The sequence below is a fragment of the Variovorax sp. GW821-FHT09B05 genome, from assembly GCF_059418265.1.
Genome location: NZ_JBWKPN010000001.1, coordinates 191,708 through 211,610, shown reverse-complemented (window position 1 = coordinate 211,610; position 19,903 = coordinate 191,708). Strand labels below are relative to the sequence as shown.

General features: G+C 72.4%; 11 protein-coding genes. 3 read left to right on the top strand and 8 right to left on the bottom strand.

Annotation, left to right across the window (positions count from 1 at the left end; genetic code table 11):
• Positions 1–84 precede the first annotated feature (84 nt).
• A complete protein-coding gene (locus AC07RM_RS00865) occupies positions 85–621 on the top strand; it encodes an RNA polymerase sigma factor (protein ID WP_495332263.1) in 537 nt (178 codons plus the stop codon).
• Positions 622–628: 7 nt separating this feature from the next.
• On the opposite strand, the gene AC07RM_RS00860 is transcribed toward AC07RM_RS00865, so the two are convergent.
• From AC07RM_RS00860 to AC07RM_RS00835, 6 genes are all read right to left on the bottom strand, one after another.
• On the bottom strand, positions 629–1,201 hold the full coding sequence (locus AC07RM_RS00860; RefSeq protein WP_495332261.1) for an RNA polymerase sigma factor: 573 nt from the start codon (positions 1,199–1,201) through the stop codon (positions 629–631).
• Positions 1,202–1,315: 114 nt separating this feature from the next.
• Entirely contained in the window at positions 1,316–14,056 is a 12,741-nt protein-coding gene (locus AC07RM_RS00855; protein ID WP_495333396.1) for a filamentous hemagglutinin family protein, read from the bottom strand.
• Positions 14,057–14,347: 291 nt separating this feature from the next.
• The gene (locus AC07RM_RS00850; RefSeq protein WP_296775828.1) at positions 14,348–15,352 is read right to left on the bottom strand and encodes a FecR family protein; all 1,005 of its coding nucleotides are present in this window, start codon (positions 15,350–15,352) and stop codon (positions 14,348–14,350) included.
• A 78-nt stretch (positions 15,353–15,430) separates the two neighbouring features.
• Positions 15,431–15,943, bottom strand: coding sequence for an RNA polymerase sigma factor (locus AC07RM_RS00845; RefSeq protein WP_093349994.1), 513 nt, complete (start codon positions 15,941–15,943; stop codon positions 15,431–15,433).
• 2 nt (positions 15,944–15,945) lie between these two features.
• The gene (locus AC07RM_RS00840; protein WP_495332259.1) at positions 15,946–16,611 is read right to left on the bottom strand and encodes a secretin and TonB N-terminal domain-containing protein; all 666 of its coding nucleotides are present in this window, start codon (positions 16,609–16,611) and stop codon (positions 15,946–15,948) included.
• A 188-nt stretch (positions 16,612–16,799) separates the two neighbouring features.
• Positions 16,800–17,741, bottom strand: a complete 942-nt coding sequence (locus AC07RM_RS00835; protein WP_495332257.1) for an aromatic alcohol reductase — start codon at positions 17,739–17,741, stop codon at positions 16,800–16,802.
• A 46-nt stretch (positions 17,742–17,787) separates the two neighbouring features.
• Between AC07RM_RS00835 and AC07RM_RS00830 the strand changes: the two genes are divergently transcribed.
• Positions 17,788–18,240, top strand: coding sequence for a winged helix-turn-helix transcriptional regulator (locus AC07RM_RS00830; protein ID WP_296799944.1), 453 nt, complete (start codon positions 17,788–17,790; stop codon positions 18,238–18,240).
• Positions 18,237–18,743, top strand: coding sequence for a GNAT family N-acetyltransferase (locus AC07RM_RS00825; protein WP_495332255.1), 507 nt, complete (start codon positions 18,237–18,239; stop codon positions 18,741–18,743). Before AC07RM_RS00830 ends, AC07RM_RS00825 begins: the two co-directional genes overlap by 4 nt.
• 1 nt (position 18,744) lies before the next feature.
• Here the strand turns inward: AC07RM_RS00825 and AC07RM_RS00820 are convergent, their stop codons facing one another.
• Entirely contained in the window at positions 18,745–19,131 is a 387-nt protein-coding gene (locus tag AC07RM_RS00820) for a hypothetical protein (protein WP_495332253.1), read from the bottom strand.
• Positions 19,132–19,180: 49 nt separating this feature from the next.
• Positions 19,181–19,840: a pyridoxamine 5'-phosphate oxidase family protein gene (locus AC07RM_RS00815; RefSeq protein ID WP_495332251.1), complete on the bottom strand. Its 660-nt coding sequence runs from the start codon at positions 19,838–19,840 to the stop codon at positions 19,181–19,183.
• Positions 19,841–19,903 lie beyond the last annotated feature (63 nt).

Below are 19,903 nucleotides of genomic sequence, written 5' to 3'. Positions count from 1 at the left end.
ACGCGCAGCGAGCGCGCCCTGTCCCGGCGGGACGGGGCGCGGCCCCGCCGTTCCCGCCCTCAGGAGAGCAGACCCGTCATGGACATGAGCATCCACGTTCACCTGGCCACGCCCGAGGCCGGCGCCGAGCCCGGCCGCGCGCTGCGCGACTGCCTGGTGGCGAACTACCAGCAACTGCATCGCCGGCTGCAGCGGCACCTGGGCTGCGCCGACCGCGCCAGCGACTGCCTGCACGACGCCTGGCTGCGGCTCGGCGACATGGCGGCGATGCCGGCGGTGCAGGCGCCCGAGGCCTATGTCTATCGCGTCGCCTGCAACGTGGCGCTGGACCGGCTGCGCGGCGAGCGCGCGTCGTTCCAGGTCCAGGAGCCCGAGCTCGAGACCTTCGCCGATCCCTCGCCGGGCCCCGAGGCCGTGGCCGAGGCGCGCTCCGAGCTGCGGGCGCTCGAGCGCGCGATGCAGCGGCTGCCACGCCGCCATCGCGCGGTGCTCGAGGCGCTGCGCATCGAGGAGATGACGCGCCAGGAAGTGGCGCGGCACTACCAGCTCTCGCTGCGCAATGTAGACACCGCGTTGCGGTTGGCGCTGCGGCATTGCGCGCCGTGCGCGGCCGCCGATTGATGCCGCCTCAGCGCAGCGGCCGCCGCGCGGTGCTCGGGCCCGCGAGCACTTGCTGCCCGCTGTGCAGCGCGCAGTAGCTCAGCGCCTGCTGAAGGGCGGTGTCGACGCTGCGCAGCGACAGGCCATAGCGGCTCGCGACCTCGTGCCGCGTCATCTCCTCGATGCGCAGCGCCTCGAGCACCGCGCGATGGCGGCGCGGCAGGCGTTGCATCGCGCGGTCCACGGCCTGCAGCCTCGAGCGCGACTCGCTGATCAGCTCGGGCCCCGGCGCCGGGTCGATCAGCTGGTCGAGCTCGATCTCGCCGCCCTGCCGCGCATGGCGGTTGGCGCGCAACTGGTCGACGGCCGCATTGCAGGCCATGCGGAACACATAGGCCTCGGGCGCCTGCACCGCCTGCGCCACGCCGAGTTCGCCCAGGCGCAGCCAGGTGTCGTGCAGGCAATCGGCCGCGAGGTCCTGGCAGCCGAGACGGCGCGCGAGGCGCTGGCGCAGGCGCTCGTAGTTCGCGACCAGGAAGTCGCGCAGCGCCGCGCCCTGGGGCATGCCCTCGGGCCGCTTCAGCGCGTGCTGGATGCTCATGTCCATCGCGGTTCGATCCTTGACCTGGGTTCGAGGCCGCGGTGCGCGGCGAAGCCCTCCCCCGCCCGCGCTGCGCGAAGCAGGCGGGATGCGGGGAGGTCCGTGGTGGGAGCGCTAGCGGTCCTGCAGCAGCCGGCGGCGCTCGTCCTCGGTGAGCCGCGCCAGCTGACCGGGGCGGAAGTCCTGGCCGCGGCCGACCAGCTGCACGAGGTTCGCCGGGTCGTAGCGTTCCTTCGGCGGCAGGCTGGCACCGGTCGAAGGCTTGGGTGCCTCGTCGCGGCCATCGCGGCCCTCGGGCTGCTCGTTGCCGAAGCCCAGCACGCGCACCGTGAACACCGAGGGCAAGGCCTGGCGCGCGGCCGTGCGTTCACGCTGCACCGTGTCCTGCGCCGCCATCGCGGCTTGCGAAGCCGCGGCGCTGGCATTGGTGAGCGCGCCGACGTTCACCGACGCGATCACCGGCAACCCGGCCGACTCGCCCTTGACCTGGATGTTGGCCGCGTTGACCACCTGCAAAGCCGCGAGGTTCACGTTGCCCGACACGCGAATCCCCGCCTCGCCCGCATCGATGGTGCCCAGCGGCGCGATCAGGTCCACGTCGCCCGGCGGCACTTCCGGAATCGGATCGAGCGTCGCGATGCCCGCGCCCGTGCTCGGCACGTTGGGCGACAGCTTCACGTTGCCGAGCGCGTCGTACTCGCGCTTGGGCGGCGTGTAGACCAGCGTGGTCTTCGAGCCGCGCCCCGCGTTGATGTCGCCCTCGGCCGACCAGCCGAGGATGTCGCCGCCGAAGGTGGTCATGATGCGCGACAGGCCCAGCAGGATGCTGCCCTTGCTGTACATCTGGATGCTGCCCTCGCCCTGCGTGAGCAGGCCGGCGGGCGTGACCTCGTCGCCCGTCGCGGGCACCACGCCTTCCACGCCCACGACCGTGCTGCCGCCCGGCGTCAGGGTCTGGATCGCGCCGCCGGCCACGGTGCGCACGCCGGCGTTGGTGCTGGCGCCCTGGAACAGCGTGATGTCGCCGTTGCGCGCCACCGGCCGGCCGGCCGCGTCGAGCGTGGGGAACAGCGCGGCGATGGCCTCGCGGCCGCGCAGGTAGCTGCCGTAGCGCTTGCTGTCCACGTCGTTGTACTCGCGGCCACCGGCCGTGAGTTCGGCATAGAACACCTGGCGCACGAACACGCGCTGCTGCTCGCCGGGCAGCGCCTCGAAATAGCGCAGCGCCTCGGCCGCCGTGCCCGAGAAGCCGAAGCGTTCGCCCAGCCAGGCCGCCAGCTCCGCGTCGTAGGTCTTCGCGACCTTGCCCGGCTGATCGGCCAGCGCGCCCGAGGCATCGATCAGGTTGGCCGGATCGAGGTAGCGCTTCGCGAAACCCGCGACATCGCTCGCGCCCTCGCCCGGCGTGCCCGCGCCCAGGCCGGCCTGCAGCACGATGCCGGCGCCCGGGCGCTTGTCGGCCGCCGAGACCGGCCCGAGGCTGGTGAGGCTCGCGCGGTTGCCGAGGTAGATGTCGCCGCCCGCGCTCACCTCCAGCGTGCCCGGGCCGAGGATCGCGAAGCCGGTGGCGCTGCCCTGGTTGAAGATGTCGCCGCCCGCGGCCACCATCGACACCTCGGCGGCGCTGCCGTGCGCGATCAGGCCGCCGCTGTTGACGACGTCGCCGCCGGCCAGCATGCGCAGCGGCTTCGAGGCCAGGAAGTACTGGCCCTGCGTGCCGTCGAAGCTGCTGCCGATGTTGCGCACCTCGCCGATCGCGACGCTCTGGATGTCGCCGCGCAGCGCATAGACGTGCGAGACGGTGCCGCTGCCGGCCATGCTGTCGTCGCTCAGCGTGTTGGGGCCGAACATGAACGGCGTGCCGCCGGTGCCGTTGTAGCGCCCGTTGTAGGGGCTGTAGGCGTTCGCGTAGATGATCAGGTTCGCGATGCCGTCGATCGCCGAGGTGCCGCCGCGCCAGTAGTTGCTCGCGAGCAGCGCCGCGTCGTCGAAGTCGCCGGGCGTCATCGCGCGCCAGGCCGGCCGCAACGGCGTGGCGATGGCGTCGGCCGGGGTGCCCAGCAGGCCGATCGGCGAGCCGGCGTTGCTGCTGTTGTTCGCGCTCACGCCCGACACCCGGTTGCCGGCCAGCAGCTCGAGCTGGCCGGTGGGCGACGGCATCAGGTAGTCGTCCTGCTGCCGGCCCGCGAAGTAGATGCTGCCGCCGGGCGCCACCGCGCGCAGCACCGAGGGCAGGAACGCGGTCGTGGTGTCGGAGGAGGTGCCCAGCGGCGAGAGGTTGCCGCCGGCCGAGAACAGCTCGATCGCGGTGGCGTTGGTCCACAGCGTGTACCAGCTCGAGGCGGCGCCCTCGCTGCCGTCGGCCAGGCTGACCCGGGTCTCCAGCCGCTGGATGCCGCGGCCCGGATCGATCACGCCGCGCAGCACCAGGTCGCCCAGCGTCTGCACGCTGACCCGGCCGTCGCCCGGCGCGAACACCGCGCCGCCGCGGCTGGCGGCCGAATAGGCGATGTAGGGATCGAGGCCGCGCGGGTCGTCGTTGAGGCTCACGCTGTAGCTCTTGAGCTGCATCACGCCGAGGCTGGCCGCGCGCAGCGCGGTGTCGCCGCGCAGGTTGGCGTACTGGCCGCCGTAGATCCGGCCATCGGCCTGCACCGAGAGCAGGCCGCCGCCGGTCTGCGCCACCTTGCCGTCGATCACGCGGCCGCTGCCGCCGACCGCGACCACGATGCCGCGGCCGCTGGTGGGCAGGTCGGTGTCGGCGAGGTCGGTGCCGATGTCGCCGCCCGCGCGCACCCGCGCATTGCCGCCGCCCAATGCGCCCAGGCCCGCGTAGGCCGCCAGACCGAGGCCCGCGTAGTCGGCATACACGCCGGGGCCGTCAAGCACGTAGGAGCCGAACATCACGCCCCAGCCGGTGGCCTGGCCGAGTTCGCCGGCGCCCTGGCGCAGCAGCCAGCCGCCGACCAGCTCGGAATTGCTCCCCTGCAGGCCATGGATGTTGCCGCCGGCCGCCAGCGTGAAGTCGCCGCCGCCGGTCGTGTACCACATGCGGTTCGGGTCGATGGCCGCGAGGTAGCCGTCGCGGTCGCCGAGGTTGCTGCCCAGCGTGGTGCCGTCGGGCTGCAGTTCGCGCGGCGCGTTCCAGACCGTGCCGGCGCCCGTGCCCGGCACCCAGGTGCCCGCGGTGTACACGCCGTAGAGGCTTTGCTGCGTGTAGTCGCCCGCGGCGAACAGCTCGAGATCGCCGGTGCCGGTGCGCACCACGCTCGTGCCGGGCGCCTGCGGCCCCAGGCCCTTGCCCTGCAGGTTGACCTGGAACGGATCGTTGAGCGTGATGCCCCCGCCCTGCGAACGCACGGCGCGCGAATCGCTGCTGCCGAGGTCGGCGCCGCCCACCAGCCGCATCGACCACGAGGCGCTGCCCGCGCCGAGCATCGGCGCGATGGCCCAGATCGCGCGGCTGCCGGTCTGTGCGAGCGCGCTGCTCACGAACATGCCGGCCGGCAGCACGCTGCCGGCCGCGAGCTCGACCGGGTCGGCCAGCTCGAGGCCGTTGAGCACGGCCACGTCGGTGCCGGCGCGCCAGGTCGTGGCCGCCATGCGCATCCCGTAGATCGCGACGTTGCTGAACTGGATCGCGTTCATGCCCGCGCGCAGCACGGTGCCGGCCGGCAGCCGCAGGTTCGCCGTGGTGGTGCCGATCACGCCGACCAGCGTCGAGGTGTTGGTGCCCGCGGGGATCACGCGGCCGGTCGGCAGGATGATGTCGGCCGTGGTGACCACGTTCGCCTTCACGCGGTTGTTCAGGGTGTTGCCGCCGAGCACCACGTCCATCGGCAGCGGTGTGTCGTCCGACAGGGTCAGCAGCGTGTTGGCCGGCAGCGGGAGGTCGAAGCCGAGCACGCCCCCATACGGCAGCTGGCTGCCCGCGGCGAGGGTGAGGCCGCCCGCGGGCACCTGGTAATCGGTCTCCAGCGTCACCGAGTTCAGCACCTCGCGGTAGACCTTGCTGTCGGGCGAATCCGGCGGCGGCGCGAAGCCGTCGTTGATGCTGCCGTCGATGTGCAGCTCGCCGCCCGCGCGCAAGGTGAGCACGCCGGCCTCGCCCGCCCCGCGCGTGCCGTTCGCGCCCGGGCCGTAGCGGTAGCCCGAGAGATCGAGGTCGCCCACGGTGTGCAGGTCGCCGCTGCTGCGGATCTCCACGCCGGGGCGCAGGTGGAAGGCGTCGCCGTCGATCTTCAGGCCCGCCAGCCGGCCCTGCAGGCCGGCGTTGTTCCAGGCCGCATCGATGAAGGCGCGGCTGCGCGCGTCGATCTGGTCGAGGCCGACCATGCCGTCGGCGCCGACCGGGCTGCCGCTGGCATCGCCGTTGTTCTGCTTGACGCTGCCGTTGGCGTCGGTGGGCTGGTAGGTCCAGAAGGCATTGACCGCCACGCTCTTCGCGCCGCGGATGTTGAGCGGCGCGGGCGCGTCGATGCGCAGGTCGCCGCTGGTCTCGCCGGTGCGCGGCGCGTTGATGTCGAGCTGGCCGCGCGCGATGCCGTCGGCCGCGCGCAGGTCGAAGCTGGCGCCGCCGGCCAGCCGCACCGTGCCCTGGCTCGAGCTCAGCGCGATGCGCGCGCGGTTCGCGGCATCGATCGGCGCGCCGCGGCTGTCCACGGCCAGTGCGGTGGCATGCGCGTCGAGCAGTGCCGAGGCCTCGAGCGCGAGCTCGTCGCGCGCCGACAGCACGATGCTGCCGACGCCGCGGCCCGAGGCGTCGAGCGTGCCGCCGATGCGCAGGCTGCCGCCATCCACCGCGATCGTGATCTCGTGCGCGCGCACGCCGTCGCCCACGCGCAGGTCGCCGTTCTTCACGGTGAAGCTGCGCGCGCCGAAGAAGCCGGCCTCGCCGAGCTGGCGGTTGAGCTGCACGAAGGCATCGTCGCCGAGGCGCGCGGTCGTCAGCGCGAAGCGGCCGTCGGCGAAGTCCGCGCCGCCGCCCGCGGCGCGCAGCGTGCCCGCGAGGCTCACGCTGCCGTTGGCGGCGCTGGCCGAGAACGAGCCCGCGTCCTGCCGCGCGGCCGAGACGTCCACGCGCGAACCGGCCGCCAGGTCGATGTTGCCGTGCGCGCTCTCCAGCTTCAGATCGCCGCCCCAGCTCGACTTGCGCACGTCGAAGAAGTCGATGCTGCGGCCCGCGAGGTCGATGGCCGCGCCGTCGCCGAGCGCGATGTCGCCGTCGGCGCGCACCGAGAGCCGGCCGCTGGGCAGCGCCAGCGCGGTGTCGAGCCGCACCGAGCGCGCCTCGAGCGCCAGGCTGGCGCCGAGCGTGTCGAGCGCCGCGGTGTCGGCACGGGTGCCGGCGTCGGGCGCGATCGCTTCCAGCCGTCCGCCCGCCACGTACTTCATGCTCGAGCCGGCCTCGCCGGTCCACAGCGGCGTGACGATGCGCAGGTCGCCGCCCGTGCGGCTGCCGTCGGCGGCCTGGGTGCCGCCCACGGTGAGGCTGCCGGCGTTGTTCGCGCTCACGCGGTCCGCGGCATGGATCTCCACGCCGGCGAAGCCCAGCGCGAGGCGGTCGAGCGCGGTCTGGCGCTGCGGCCGGCTCAGCGCGTCGTAGCCGAACAGCACCGTCTGCGCGTCGATCACCAGCCGGCCGCTGCCGGTGCCCGGTCCGCCGGCCTGCACCGGCGCGGGCGCCACGCTGGCATAGGGGTTGTCGGCGCTGCCGACGCCGGTGCCGATGCCGTTCCACACCAGGTTGCGGGTGGCGATGCGCACGGTGTCGCCGGCACTGCCCCAGCCGTAGAAGGCCGGCGTCGCGAACACCATCTGCACCGGCGAGTCGCCGGTGTCGAGCGTGACCGTGCCGTAGAAGTTGAAGGCGCCGCCGGCCGTGAGGTTGAGCCGCTCGAGCGCCGGCACGCCGGCTTCGGCCGAGGGGCGCAGCAGCCGGTCGAGCACGGCCTGCGTCAGGTGCCAGCCCTGCGGCTGCACGCCCGCCGCCGCGGCCGCGGCCAGGCTCTCGGCGGTGCCGATGCTGATCTGGTTCTGCGCCACCGTGAGGTAGCGCGCGCCCATGTCGACCTCGCCGAGCTCGAGCGCGCCCGGTGCCGCGAAGGCGATGGTGCCTTCGGTGCGCAGCCGCGCGCCGTCGGCCACGGCGATGGTGCTCGTGCCCGCCGAGGGCAGGAAGTCGAGCAGGCCGTTGCCCACGGCCAGCACCGCCGGTCCGCCCGCGAACTGCCCCGACGAGAGGCTGTTGGCATAGACGTAGCCGAGTGCCGAATCGATGACCCGGCCGCCGAAGCCGCGCGTGTCGATGCCGGCGCCGCCCTCGAGCGAGATCGCGTCGCCGACCAGGAACACCTGGCCGGCCTTGAGCACCGTGCCGTCGCGCAGCACCACGCCCGGATGCTCGCGGCCGTCCTGGCCGAAGTACATGCGCGCGCTCTCGCCCAGGGTGCTGGCACCGTCGAAGTAGCGCCAGGCGCCGCCGATCGCCAGCGAGGGCGCCGCGAAGGCATTGAGCGCGCTGTCGGCCAGCGACAGCCGGCTGCCGTCGCGCACCGCGTCGGCGGCATCGCGCGGCCGGACCTCGATGAGCTTGCCGTCGGACCCCACGAACATCAGGCCGTCGATGCCGCGCGCCTCGCCACGCGTCGCGCCGCCGAACAGCGCCGTGCCCTCGAAGCGCAGCGGCTCCTGCACCTTGTCGCTGGCGCGCAGCTGCAGGTCGAGGATCTTGCCATCCTCGGGCAGGCGCGAGCGCACCGTGCCGAACTGCTCGGCCTGCGCGAGCAGGAACTCGCTGAAGCCGGTCTCGTTGTACTGGGCCAGGTCGCGCACCGCATCGGCCGGCGTGAGCAGCACCTGCGTGGGCACCGCGGCGCGCTTGGCGGTGCCGGCCACGCGCTGCACGGCGCTGGCCAGCCACGAGCCACCCGCGGCCGTCACGGTGCCCGCCGTGCCCAGGCTGCGCAGCGGCAGTTGCGCGCCGAGCTCGACGCGGAAGGCGCCGGGCATCAGCGCGAAGCTCGCGGGCATCAAGGTGTAGGTGCCCGCGGGCAGGCCGGGCACGCCGGCGCCGATCTCGATCTGCGCGCCGATGGCCGGATCGCCCGCGCCCTTGTCGAGGATCACCGGCGCATAGCCCGGGTCGTGGCCCGGCACGATGGCGTAGACGCCGTTGCCCGGCTGGCTGAAGCGGCGCAGCGAGGCATTGGCGGGGTTGGTGTTGACCAGCGGCGTGTTGAGCACGTTGACCGAGCCGCCGCGGCCCGAGGTGAAGCCCTCGCCATGCAGCACGCCGCCGCCCGAGAGGTCGAGCACCGCGCCGGCCTCGCCCACCAGCCGCGTGGCGCCGATGCTGATGCCGCTGACCAGCGCGTCGGTGTCGGCCGACTTGGTGCCGCTGTTGTCGCCGCGGCTCACGTAGGTGTCGGCGAGGTTGTACTGCGTGGTGTAGCGGCCGTTCTTCGCGAGGCCGGCGTAGCTCACGCCGTCCACCGTGCCGCCGAAGGGCATCTCCATGCCGGCGGCGCTGACCGAGGTCAGGCTGCCGTCGCGCAGGATCACCGTGGGGTCGGTGAGCTTCGCGTTCACCGGGCCGAAGCCCGGGCCGCCGTTGAGCACCAGCACGGCCTGCCAGTCGGTGCCCAGAAAACCGCCCAGCGTGTTGATCGAGATGTTGCCCAGCGGCGCGCGCACCACGCCGCCCTGGTCGACGGTGCCGCCGAGCAGCACCAGCTGGCCGAAGGCCGAGTACGGCACCTCGGGCACGCTGCCGGTGCTGGAGCGGATGGTGAGCGTGCTGTCGGGCGCGATGCCCGTGGGGCGGTTGCCCGCGACCAGCGCCGCGTAGGCGCCCGACATCGGATAGACCTGCGCGGCGCGCACCGCGAGGTTGCCGCTCACATTGAAGCCGCCGGCCAGGCGCACGTCGCCGCTGCTGTGCAGCGCCACGTCGGCGAAGCCGTCGAGCACGATCCGGTTCTGCGGCAGCGAGCCGACGCCGTCGGGCGAGCCCGCGCCCTTCACGCCAGTGGCGCCCGAGAGCACCGCGCCGTAGAGGTCGATCAGGTCGGCCGACAGGGTCAGCGCGCTGCGGCCCGCGGGCGCGGCGCCGCCACCGGCCAGCGCGAGGCCCGGCATGAAGGTCGGCGGCAGCGTCTCCTTCAGGTCCCAGTTGCCGCCGTCCAGGCGGATGTAGGGCGCGGCGATGCGCACCTGCGCATCGGGCGTGCCGTCGGCCACGGTCAGCACGCCGCGCTTCAGGTTCAGGCTGCGGCCGAGTTGCAGATCGAGGTCGCCGTCGAACAGGATGCGGTCGTGCGCCGACAGCGTGAGCGCGTCGAAGCCGCCGGCGCGCACCTGGTCGGCACCGAGCGTGGCCTGGCCGTAGACCAGCCGGGCATCGGCCTCGCCGGGCGCGAGGTCGGACGCCAGGCCGCTGGGCGCGGCGTTCTGCACCAGCCGCACCGTGTAGAGCTGGTTGCGCGCCTCGCCGACCGGCTCGCGCGTGGGGTCCTGCAGCCGTTCCTGCAGGTACAGGCCCAGCGAGCCGCCGAAGGCGTTGGCGCCGCCGGCCTGCGCGCGCAAGGTGCCGTCGAGCACGATGCCGCTGTACGAGCGCATCTCGATGCCGCCGCCATCGCCCGCCAGCATCACCGTGCGCGACACCGCCGGGCCGTTCGCGCCCGCGGCCGCGTCGACCTCGGCCGCCGCGCCCGAGGCATCGAGCAAGGCGCCCGGGCGCACGATCACGTAGGCATCGCTGAGGCCCACGGCGATGGTGCCGCCGCCGGGCGCCACGCCGTAGGCGCGGCCCTGCGTGTCGCGCGCCACGTGGGCGCGGCCGGCCACGTCGAGCACCGCGGTTTCGCCGATCCACACCGACTGGCCCGCGGTAGAGAGCAGCACGTTCGCGCCCTGCGCCTGCGGCAGGCTCGCGAGGTCGATGCGGCCGCCCCAGGCATCGAGCCGGCCTTCGACGCTGAGCTGCCCGTCGGCACGCAGCGCGATCGCCGCGCCCGGATCGACCGCGACCCGCGCTTCGCGGCCGATGCGCAGCGGCGCATGGTCGGTGGCGTTCAGCGCGCCGGCCGTGAGCGACAGGCTCGCGCCCGCGCGCTGCGTGAGCGTGGCGGCCTCCGCGTCCTCCGCATACACGGGCGGCGTCCAGCGCGACAGCGCCGCCTCGGGCGCGGCGCCCGTGGGCACGAGCCGCGTGCGCTCGGCATCGATGCGCAGCACCGGCATCGCGACCTCGAGCCGCGTGCCGTCGCCGACCTCGAGGCCATCGCGGCCCTGGATCGCGTAGCGCGAGAAGCCCTGCTGGAACAGGCCGGTGTCGAGCAGCGTGCCCGCGCGCACCGGCAGCGCCGCGAGCGCGGTGCTGCCGCCCAGCACCAGCGCGCCGGCGGGAATGCGCAGCTCGCTGTCGACCACCGTGCCCGCGGCATAGCGCGTGGTCACCGGCGCGATCGGCACGCCGGCGGGGAAGGCATCGCCCGGAATGGTGTAGCCCGCGGGCAGCGTGCCGTTGAAGCGGCTCAGGGCGGTGCCCGCGGGCACCACGCTGCCGCCGAAGTAGTAGATGCCGCTGGTCGACTGCACGTAGAGGCCGCCGGCCGGCACCACCCAGTCGGCCGCGACCGTGAGCGAAGCGCCCGCATCGATCTGCGGTGCCGTGGCCGCGGCCAGCGTCTGCCCCGCCGCTACCGCGCGCACCGTGACCGCGAAATCCGCGGGCACCGTGCCGCCGGCCGCCACCAGGTAGTCGCGCTCGAGCTGCAGGTTGACCGCGGTGGTCTCGCCCGCGGCCAGCGTGCCGTTCAGGCCATGCACGCCGGCGCCGATGCCCACCGCGCGGCCCGAGCCCAGGGTCAGCGTGCCGCCGCCCGCGACGCCGAAGCCGCGGATCTCGCCGTCCAGCCGCAGCGGTGCGTCGATCGGCGCGTCGCCCGGCAGCACGGCATAGCCCGCGAACAGCGTCACGTCGCCGCCATGGCCCGCGACCAGCGCGCCATTGGCCTTCAAGGCCGCGCCCGAGGAGCTGTCGATCAGGCTGCCGGCCGCGAGCGTCACCGCGCCCGCGCTGCGGATGTCGACCGTGCCGCCGTCGACGTAGGGCAGGCCCTGGCCGTTGCTCGGATCGAGCTGCAGGTTGGTCCACAGGCCGCGCGTGTCGAGCGTCGCGCCGTTCGCCACCGTCACCGCGGTCGGATGGGTGAGGTCGGACGGCATCAGCGTCTCGACCGTCACGCCGGTGGTGGCGGTCGTCTTGAGCACATTGCCCAGCGCGATGCTGCCGCCGCGCGCCGTGAGGTCCGCATTCACCTCGACCTGCTGCGCATGCAACTCGATGCGGCCGCCGGGCACCACCGCGAGCGCGCCGTCGACGCGCACGCTATCGCGGCCCACGGCGATCAGCGCGCCGAGGCCCCAGCCATCGAGGCGGTCGCTGTCGACATGGAGCGCATCCTTGCGCGCCTGCGGCAGCGGGCCGTCGGGCGCGATGCCGTCACCGAGCGCGGGCTGGTCGCTGCCGAACACGATGCGGTCCACGGTCGGTGCGAGGTTGTGGAACACGCCGGTCGGACCGTTCTTCGCATTGGTGTTGAAGGCACTGGTGTAGCTGCCGAGGATCAGTTGCGCGGCGAGTGCGGCGGCGTCGTGCGACTGCGCATAGCCATCGACGCCGCCGTCGCGCTTGATCGTCTGCCTCGGGCCTTGGTAAACGCCCGAGCTGATGTCGCCCTCGAGCACGGCCGCGCCGGTAGAGACGATCAACTGGCCCGCATCGCGGCCCACCGTGTAGCCGTTCTCGAGCCGCTGCTGCGGACCGATCAACGGGTTGTAGAAGAAGCCCGTGGTCTTGTCGCCCCAGCGCTTGTGCGCGTCTTCGTAGCCCTTGTAGAGGCCCGTGTACTGCACATCGGCCGGCGCGCTCGACACCTCGTAGAGCCGGCCGTCGGCGCCCTTGAGCCAGCTCTGCTTGATCATCCCGGTCTGCACGTCCAGCGTGCCGCCCGAGAGGTTGATGCTCGAGCCCGCCTGCGCGACCAGCTCGCTGCCCGCGAACACCACACTGCCGCCCTGCGCGCCCCACTCGCCCACCGTGTGGCCCTGCAGGCCCAGGTAGCCGCCGACCTCGAGCAGGCCGCCCGGCGTGTACCAGCGTTCCTTGTCATAGCCCCCGACGCCGGCCGCCACACGCAGCAGCTTGCGCCGGTCGATCCACACGTTGCTGTTGTTGAGCAGCGTGGTGTCACGGTTCAGCGGGGCGTCGCGCTGTTCGTTGCCCTGGATATTGATCTCGACGTTGTTCGAGGACATCGCGACCTGGACGCCCACGGCGCCCGAGACATCGAGCCTCGCGCCATTGGCCACCGTGCTACGACCCGTCTTGGCACTGACCGCGATCTGCCCGCCCGTGGCCAGCGTGGTCGAGCCGCCCTCGAACACCACGCCGCCGCCCGAGACGATCTCGATGCGCGACTGGTCGCGGCGGTCATCGAGCCGCGCGAGGTTGTCGAAGACATCGGCCGCCGCGACACGGCGTGCCAGGTCCTGCACGGCGGAGTCGGCGATCAACGCGTCGCGCTGGCTGTCGAGTGCCGTGCGACCGTTCTGGTCATCCAGCAGGATGGCATTGAGACCGCGTGAGGTGACGGTGACGCTGCCGAGCTTGTCGCTCGCCGAGTTCAGCAGATGGATGGTGCCGCGCGTGTCGACCGTCGTCGTGGACACGGCCACGCCGTCCTGCACCACCTTGCGGCCCGCGAGCGTGATATCGCCTTCGGGTGCCTGCAGCAGGCCGGTGTTGGTCACCGCGCCCGCCGTGCTGTCGGCATTGAACTGCGGCGCCACTTCATTGCCGCGCGTGGTGGAGGTCTGGTTCGCCGCGGTGCCTTGGCCGGGCCGCACGATGAAGAAGTCGCCCGCGGCCATCTGCACCTGGCCGCGCGGTGTGGTGATGGCACCCGCGTTGCTGACTTCCTTGCCGAGCAGCAGCGCATAGCCGCCGCCTTGCGTGACCGTGGTCGTCGGCGCGGTGTTGATGCGAGCCCCTGCCTGTACGTCGACCTTGCCGCCGGCATCGGTGAAGCTCGGCGTGTAGGCGCCGTTCGCCTGCGCGCTGTAGATGCCGCGCGTCTTGAACTGCTCGTCACCGATCTTCGCGGCCGCCGCCACGAGGTTGCGTGTATCGGTCTGGCTCGAGCCGCTGAACACGATGCCGTTGCGGTTCGCGATCAGCACCGTGCCATCGGCCTTGATCTGCCCCTGGATCTGCGAGGGTCGCGCCTGCGGGTCGTTGACGCGATTGAGCACCGCCCAATCGGCTTGCTGCCTGAAATCGACCGTGGTGCGCTTGCCGACATTGAAGGTCTCCCAATTGAGGATCGCGCGATCGCCGGTCTGTTGAATGGTGACCGTGGTGCGGCCATCGGTGCCTTGCGATTGCACAGGCGCCTGCGCGTTGAGCCAGCCGGCAGTCAGCGAATTGCTGTCGACGCGCAGCCCACCATCGGCAAGGCCATCAGGCACCGACGAAGGATCGTCCAAGGAAGCCTGCCGTGCCGCAGCCTGTGCGGCCTGCTGCGCCGCGATGCTTTGCGCCGCCAGGTTCAGATTGCCGATCGAACGCTGCAACTGCTCGCGCGCCTGCTGCTGTTGCGCACTCGGCGTGTTGAGCGACGACACGGGCAAGCCATTGGGCAGACGCCCCGTAGCGATCGCCTGCCCCTGCGCGATGTTCTTCTGCGCCATCCAAGCCGCACTGAACGCACGCTGCTGCGCATGCGCCGCACCCGCCGCGCCGATCGCGGCCAGCATCAGCGTGATGACCCTCGCCACCGGTGCCATCCTGAAGACGGAAAGCTCCCCGCCCACTCCGTTGTCCTTCGCGCCGCGCCCTCTTGTGTTCATGCCAGTTCCGCCGTGGTTGAGTCGATGCCATGCGGCCGCCCTGCGATGGGCAGCCATGGATGCAGAGGCACTCGCTTCGCACGCCATGCAAAGCAACACCCCATTGCGGCTATGACGTGCGACCTCGGCGCGATCCCCCAACTATTTTTCGCGGCGGGAATGGCGCGCGCGTGAAGCCGCGCGCGTCATCGCGCGGTCACATCCGGGGGTGGAAAAAAGCGAAGGCGCTCAGCTCAGCACGAGCACGCCCGCGGGCAGGCGCCGGGCCTTGAGCTGGAACGAATGCTGGAGCTGCGAGAGCGCCGATTCGAGCGAGGCGACGAAGAAGCGTCCGCTGACGGGATCGCTGCCGGCGGCCTCGTTCATCAGCAGCACGCGGCCGGGCCGGTAGCGGTTGATCTCGTCGATGACCTGCGCGAGCGGCACCTGGCTGAACACCAGTTCGCCGCTGCGCCAGGCCGAGACGGCCGCGGGCTCGATGCCGACCACGCCGCCGATCGACGCCGTGTCGTAGAGGGTCTGCTGCCGCGCCTGCAGCAGGCGTTCGCCGGCCGGATGCGCGACGCGCACCGTGCCCTCGAGGCAGCTCACGCAGACCCGGCCCGCGAGGTAGCGCACCTCGAAGCGGCCGGACTCGGCCATGCTGCGGCCCGGGCCGGCCGCGACCTGGAAGGCGGGGCTGCCCGCGCGCAGGTCGATGGCGGCCTCGCCCGCCAGCAGCTCCATGCCGACGACGCGGCCACCGGCCTCGACACGGCGCACGCTGGTCTGGGTGTTCAGCAGCACATCGATGCGCTCGGCCAGCGCGATGGCCTGCTGCTCGCCGGTGCCGGTGTGGAAGTCGGCGGTCCAGGTGCTGGCCGCGGGCCACAGGCCGAGCGGCGGCCGCACCACCGCGATGCCGGCCACCGCCAGCGCGCCCACGGCCGCGCCGACGAAGGCACGGCGGCCCAGGGCCGGTTTGGGCATCGCGCCGCGCAGCGCCTGCCGGTGATGGGCCAGGGTCTGCGGATCCTCGCGCAGCAGCTCGCCGAGCGCGGGCTTGAGCAGCTGCCAGCGGCGCCGCGCCTCCTCGAAGGCCGCCTGGTGCGCGGGGCTGGCGCGTTTCCATTGCAGGAAGGCCTCGGCATCGGTGTCGCTCGCGCGCCCCGAGGTGAGCTGGCGCAGCCAGGCCGCGGCCTGGCGCTGCAGTTCCTCGGGTGGCGCGATGCCGTCGTGGGGCGATGTCTTCATGGCTTCAGGGCCGGCGATGCCTCGCGGGAATCCTTGTCTTCACCTGCTATGACGTTCGGCACCGGCCAAATCCCCCAACTATCTCTTGTCATGGTTCATGCGCGCTTCGCAATAGTCGTGGGCGCGCTTGAGTTCGTGCTCGACCGTGCGCACCGACACGCCCAGCAGGCGCGCCACGTCCTTCTGCGCCATGCCTTCCCAGCGCACCAGGATCAATATCTCGCGCCGGCGCTGCGGCAGGCCGCGCATCACCTTCACCAGCGCATCGAGCTCGGAGCGCGCCTCGGCGCTGCGCGCCGGGTCGGGCGCGGGGTCGGCCAGTTCCAGCAGGTCCTCGACGTCGTCGCTCGACAGGGTGCGCCCCTGCTTGCGCCGGATGTCGATGGCGATGTTGACCGCCATGTGCATCAGGTAGGCGGTCGGGCTCTGGATCGCGTCGTCGGCGGGCTGGCTCTGCACGCGCAGCCAGGTGTCCTGCAGCGCGTCGCCGGCCAGGTCGCCGTTGCGCAGCACGCGCGTGAGCCGCAGCTTGAGGCTGGCATAGCGCTCGACCAGGTAGTCGAGCAATGCGGGTTGCGCGCCTTCGGACATGTTCAGCGCGCCGCGTTGCAGTAAGGCGCGTCGCGCCGGGTGCGCGGCAGCACGATCAGGGTCAGCGGCTGCGGCATGGCCGCGGGCGGCGGCTGGTCCATGCGCACGCCGCGCAGCGTCTGCAGCAGCGCCGCATCGCGCGCGCCGTCGCCGCTCGAGCCCAGCAGGCGCGGGCGCAGGATGCTGCCCGCCGCGTCCACCTCGAAGCGCAGCAGCGAACGGTAGCTGCCCGGCGCGGTGCGCGGGTTGGCGCACAGCGCGGCCCAGACGCGGGCCTGGAGCCGCGCGTCGTAGCCGTCGTCGTCCTCGTCGGCGGCGGGCGCGTTGCCGAGGACCGGCGGCGGCGCCGGTGCCGTCGCTTCCTTCAGCACGAAGGCCTCGGCCGGTCCCTCGTCGGGCCGCTCGGCGACCAGGCCCGTGCCCTCGAGCAGCAGGCGCAGCGCCGATTCGGGCGAATGGCGGCCCTGCACGGCCGAGGAAGTGCGCCCCTGCACCGTCGCGCTGCGAAACAGCGTCGAGCGCCGCGACTGCGCGGCATAGCGGCCCAGCGCATCGTCCAGCGGCAGGGCGGGAATGTCGAAGTCGAGCAGCGCCGTGGCCGCCTCGGGAACCGGCGGCTGCATCGCGTTGTCCGCGGCCCAGGCGGGAATCGCCAGCGTGCACACCATGCAGGTCGCGGCCCGGAGCCTGCTCAGGAGGCGCGCGTGAAGGCGCATCCGCAGCGGGTCTCGACGGCGGCCGTGCCGCACCCAGGGCGTGGCCGCGGGCGGGACGATGGGAAAAGGGGGAGGACCGACACGGCGCAGGCACTGTTGGGAACCCGCGATCTTGGCGCCCGACGATGACTGATTTGTTACTACATCGCCGCCACACCCCGATGGCCGCGCAGGAAGTGCGCGACATCCTCGGTCGCGATGCCCCGCTGCGCGTTGTAGGTGAGACCGGCATCCCAGGCCACGCCGGGCTCGCGCGCGAAGGCCAGCCGGTACTTGCGCATCGTGTCCCGCGGCTGCTTCGCGAGCTCGTCCTCGAGCATCGGCACGCTCCACTCGATGCGTTCGACCCGGCGCTGGAAGCGCTGTTCGACGAGATCGGCCAGCCGGCCATAGCTCAAGGTCTCGCCCGCGGTGAAGAAGATGCCGCTGTGGTCGACCGGTTGGGTGAAGAGGATGTCCGCCGTGAGCCGGCCGATGTCCTCGGGCGTGGTCACCGTCACGCGCGTGTCCCAGCTGCCCAGCGCGTTGACGCGCAGGCCTTCGAGGTCGACCACGCCGAAGGCCGGTTCGAACAGGAAGCTCGTGAACATCCCGGTCGACACGATGAGCCAGTGCGTCGCCTGCTGCGAACGCAGCATCGCGCGCACCGCGATCTGCTCGTCGAACAGGCCGCCCGCGCTGCCGGCCTCGATGGTGTCGTAGTCGATGCCGAACTGCCATGGCACATAGCGCGCGACGCCGGCTTCGAGCGCCGCGGCCGTGAGCTTCAGTTGCGTGCCCGGACCGCCGACGAAGCCCGTGCAATTGACCACCGTATGGAACGCGCGAAAGATCCGGGCCAGCCCGTGCGCATCGGACGCGGCGATGTCGGCATGGATCACGGCCACCTTCAACGCCGCCAGTTCTTCGAGCAGCGCGCGCCGCGCGGGCGATGGCGACGACGCCGTGTCGGGCCTCAGCAATACCGAGATCCGCGCGCCCTCGCGCTCGGCCCTCGCGGCCAGTGCGCGAATCACGCGCGATCCCAGTTCCCCGGCGCCCACCACCAGGATCTCGAGGGCGTCTTGTCTTGTCTGCGGCATGGATGCATCTCCGATCAAAATCGGCAGTTGGACCCGGCCCCCCCCAATGAAAGAAGGCACACGCGTGATACCGCAGGAAAAAATCGAAGCGCTGATCCGGCAATCGCAAGCCGCTTGCGATGCGCTCAGCGACGACGACGACGGACTCAAGCGCGAAGTGCTCGCGCATGCCGGCAGCCGCTGGTCGCTGGGCGTGGTGCATGCGCTGGGCGTGTCGGGCCGGCTGCGGCATGCCGAGCTGGGGCGCCGGCTTTCGGGCGTGACGCAGCGCATGCTGACGCGCACGCTGCGGGCGCTGGAGCGCGACGGCCTCGTGCTGCGCTTCGACCACCGGGAGGTGCCGCCGCGCGTCGAGTACGAGCTCACGAGCCTGGGCCGCGGCCTGCTCTACCAGATGATTCCGCTGTGGACCTGGGTGATCGAGAACGCCGAGGGCTTCAGAGAACGGCGCCGCGCGTTCGATGCGGTGCACGGCCAGCCCGAGGGGCCGACACCATGAACATCCGCATCCGCCAGGAAACGCCCGCCGACGCCCCGGCCATCGAGGCCGTCACCATCGCGGCCTTCGAACACGCCGCGCACACCAGCCACACCGAGCAGTTCATCGTGCGGGCGCTGCGCGCGCGGGGCCAGCTCACGGTGTCGCTGGTCGCCATCGAGGACGAAGCGATCGTCGGCCACGTGGCCGTGTCTCCCATTCGCATCGATGGCCAGACGGGCGATTGGTACGGCCTGGGTCCCCTCTCGGTACGGCCCGACTGCCAGGGCCGGGGCATCGGTTCGCAGCTGATGGCGCAGGCCCTGGACGCGCTGCGCCTGCGGCGCGCCGGTGGCTGCGTGCTGCTGGGCGATCCGGCCTATTACGCGCGCTTCGGCTTCAGGGCCGAGCCCGGCCTGACGCTGCCGGGCGTGCCGCCCGAGTACTTCATGGCGCTCGCGCTGGCAGGAGCGGTGCCAACGGGCAGCGTTGCGTACAGCGAGGCCTTCGACGCGACGGCCTGAACTAGCCGCGCGCCAGGAAGCGCTCGGCCGCCGCGACCCCTTCGCTCTCGCTGCGCACGAAGTCGAAGGACAGCCCCAGCACCTTGCCCGCGCCCTGCGCCGCCAGCCGCACCGCCGCGGGAATCGTGCGCTCGCCCGTGACGATCACCAGGCCCGCGCAGAACGCGCGCAGGTGTTCCTTGTGGCGCTTGAAGAACAGCGCGCGGCGCTTGCGGTCCTCGTGGCCTTCTTCAGGGTGGTCGCCGGGCAGGTGGTCGGTCAGCAGCACGAAGCGCTCGCCGCGCTCGAGCAGCGTGGCCAGCTGCGCCTCGGTGTCGGTGTCGTGCGAATGGGCCTGCGGGTCTTCCTTCAGGAACACCAGCGGAAATCTCGTCGTGTCGAACAGCATCGCGTTCTCTCCAGAAAAAATGGGAAGCCTTCGTGGGGCGCTCGATTCCTCAGTACAGCTCGTGCCTGACCGCGTGGTCGTAGTGCGCGTCGATCTGCGCGATCTGGTCCGTGCCGAGCTCGGCCGCGGCATCGGCGCGCCGGCCCAGCGCGGCCAGCATCTGGCCCACGGTCGGCAGCGCATCGCGCGCGAGGCGGGCGCTGTCCTGCCACAGCCGGGCGCGGTTGATCGCCTTGCCGCAATGCAGCAGCACCTCGTCGATCTGCACGACGGTCGCAGTCTTGGGAATGCGCTCGCCCTCGCGCAGGTCGTTCAGCAGCCCGGCATCGGTCGAGACCCGGCCACGGCCGTTGATGCGCAGGAAGAGTTCGAGGCCCGGGAACAGGAACACCATCGCGAGCCGCTCGTCGCGCCGCAGGTTGCGCATCGACTCGATGCGGTTGTTGCCGGGCCAGTCGGCGAAGGCGACCGTGTGCGCATCCAGCACATGGACGAAGCCCGGCGGGCCGCCGCGCGGCGAGGCGTCGAGCCCCTGCTCGCTGCCGGTGGCGAGGCAGAAGAAGGTGGCCTGCGCGAGATAGGCCTCGTGGAAGTCGACCAGGCGATCGAGCACCGCCTTCTGGGTCATCTCTGAAGGAGCGGCGTACAGCGCGTCGAGGTCGGGCGCCGGGGCGGGGTCGTCGAGGAAAGGGCGAGGTCTTGGGTTCATGGCACCCAGCGTACGAACAAAGGCCTTGGCGGCTGTAGACTGGATCGGCCAATCGATAGCTCT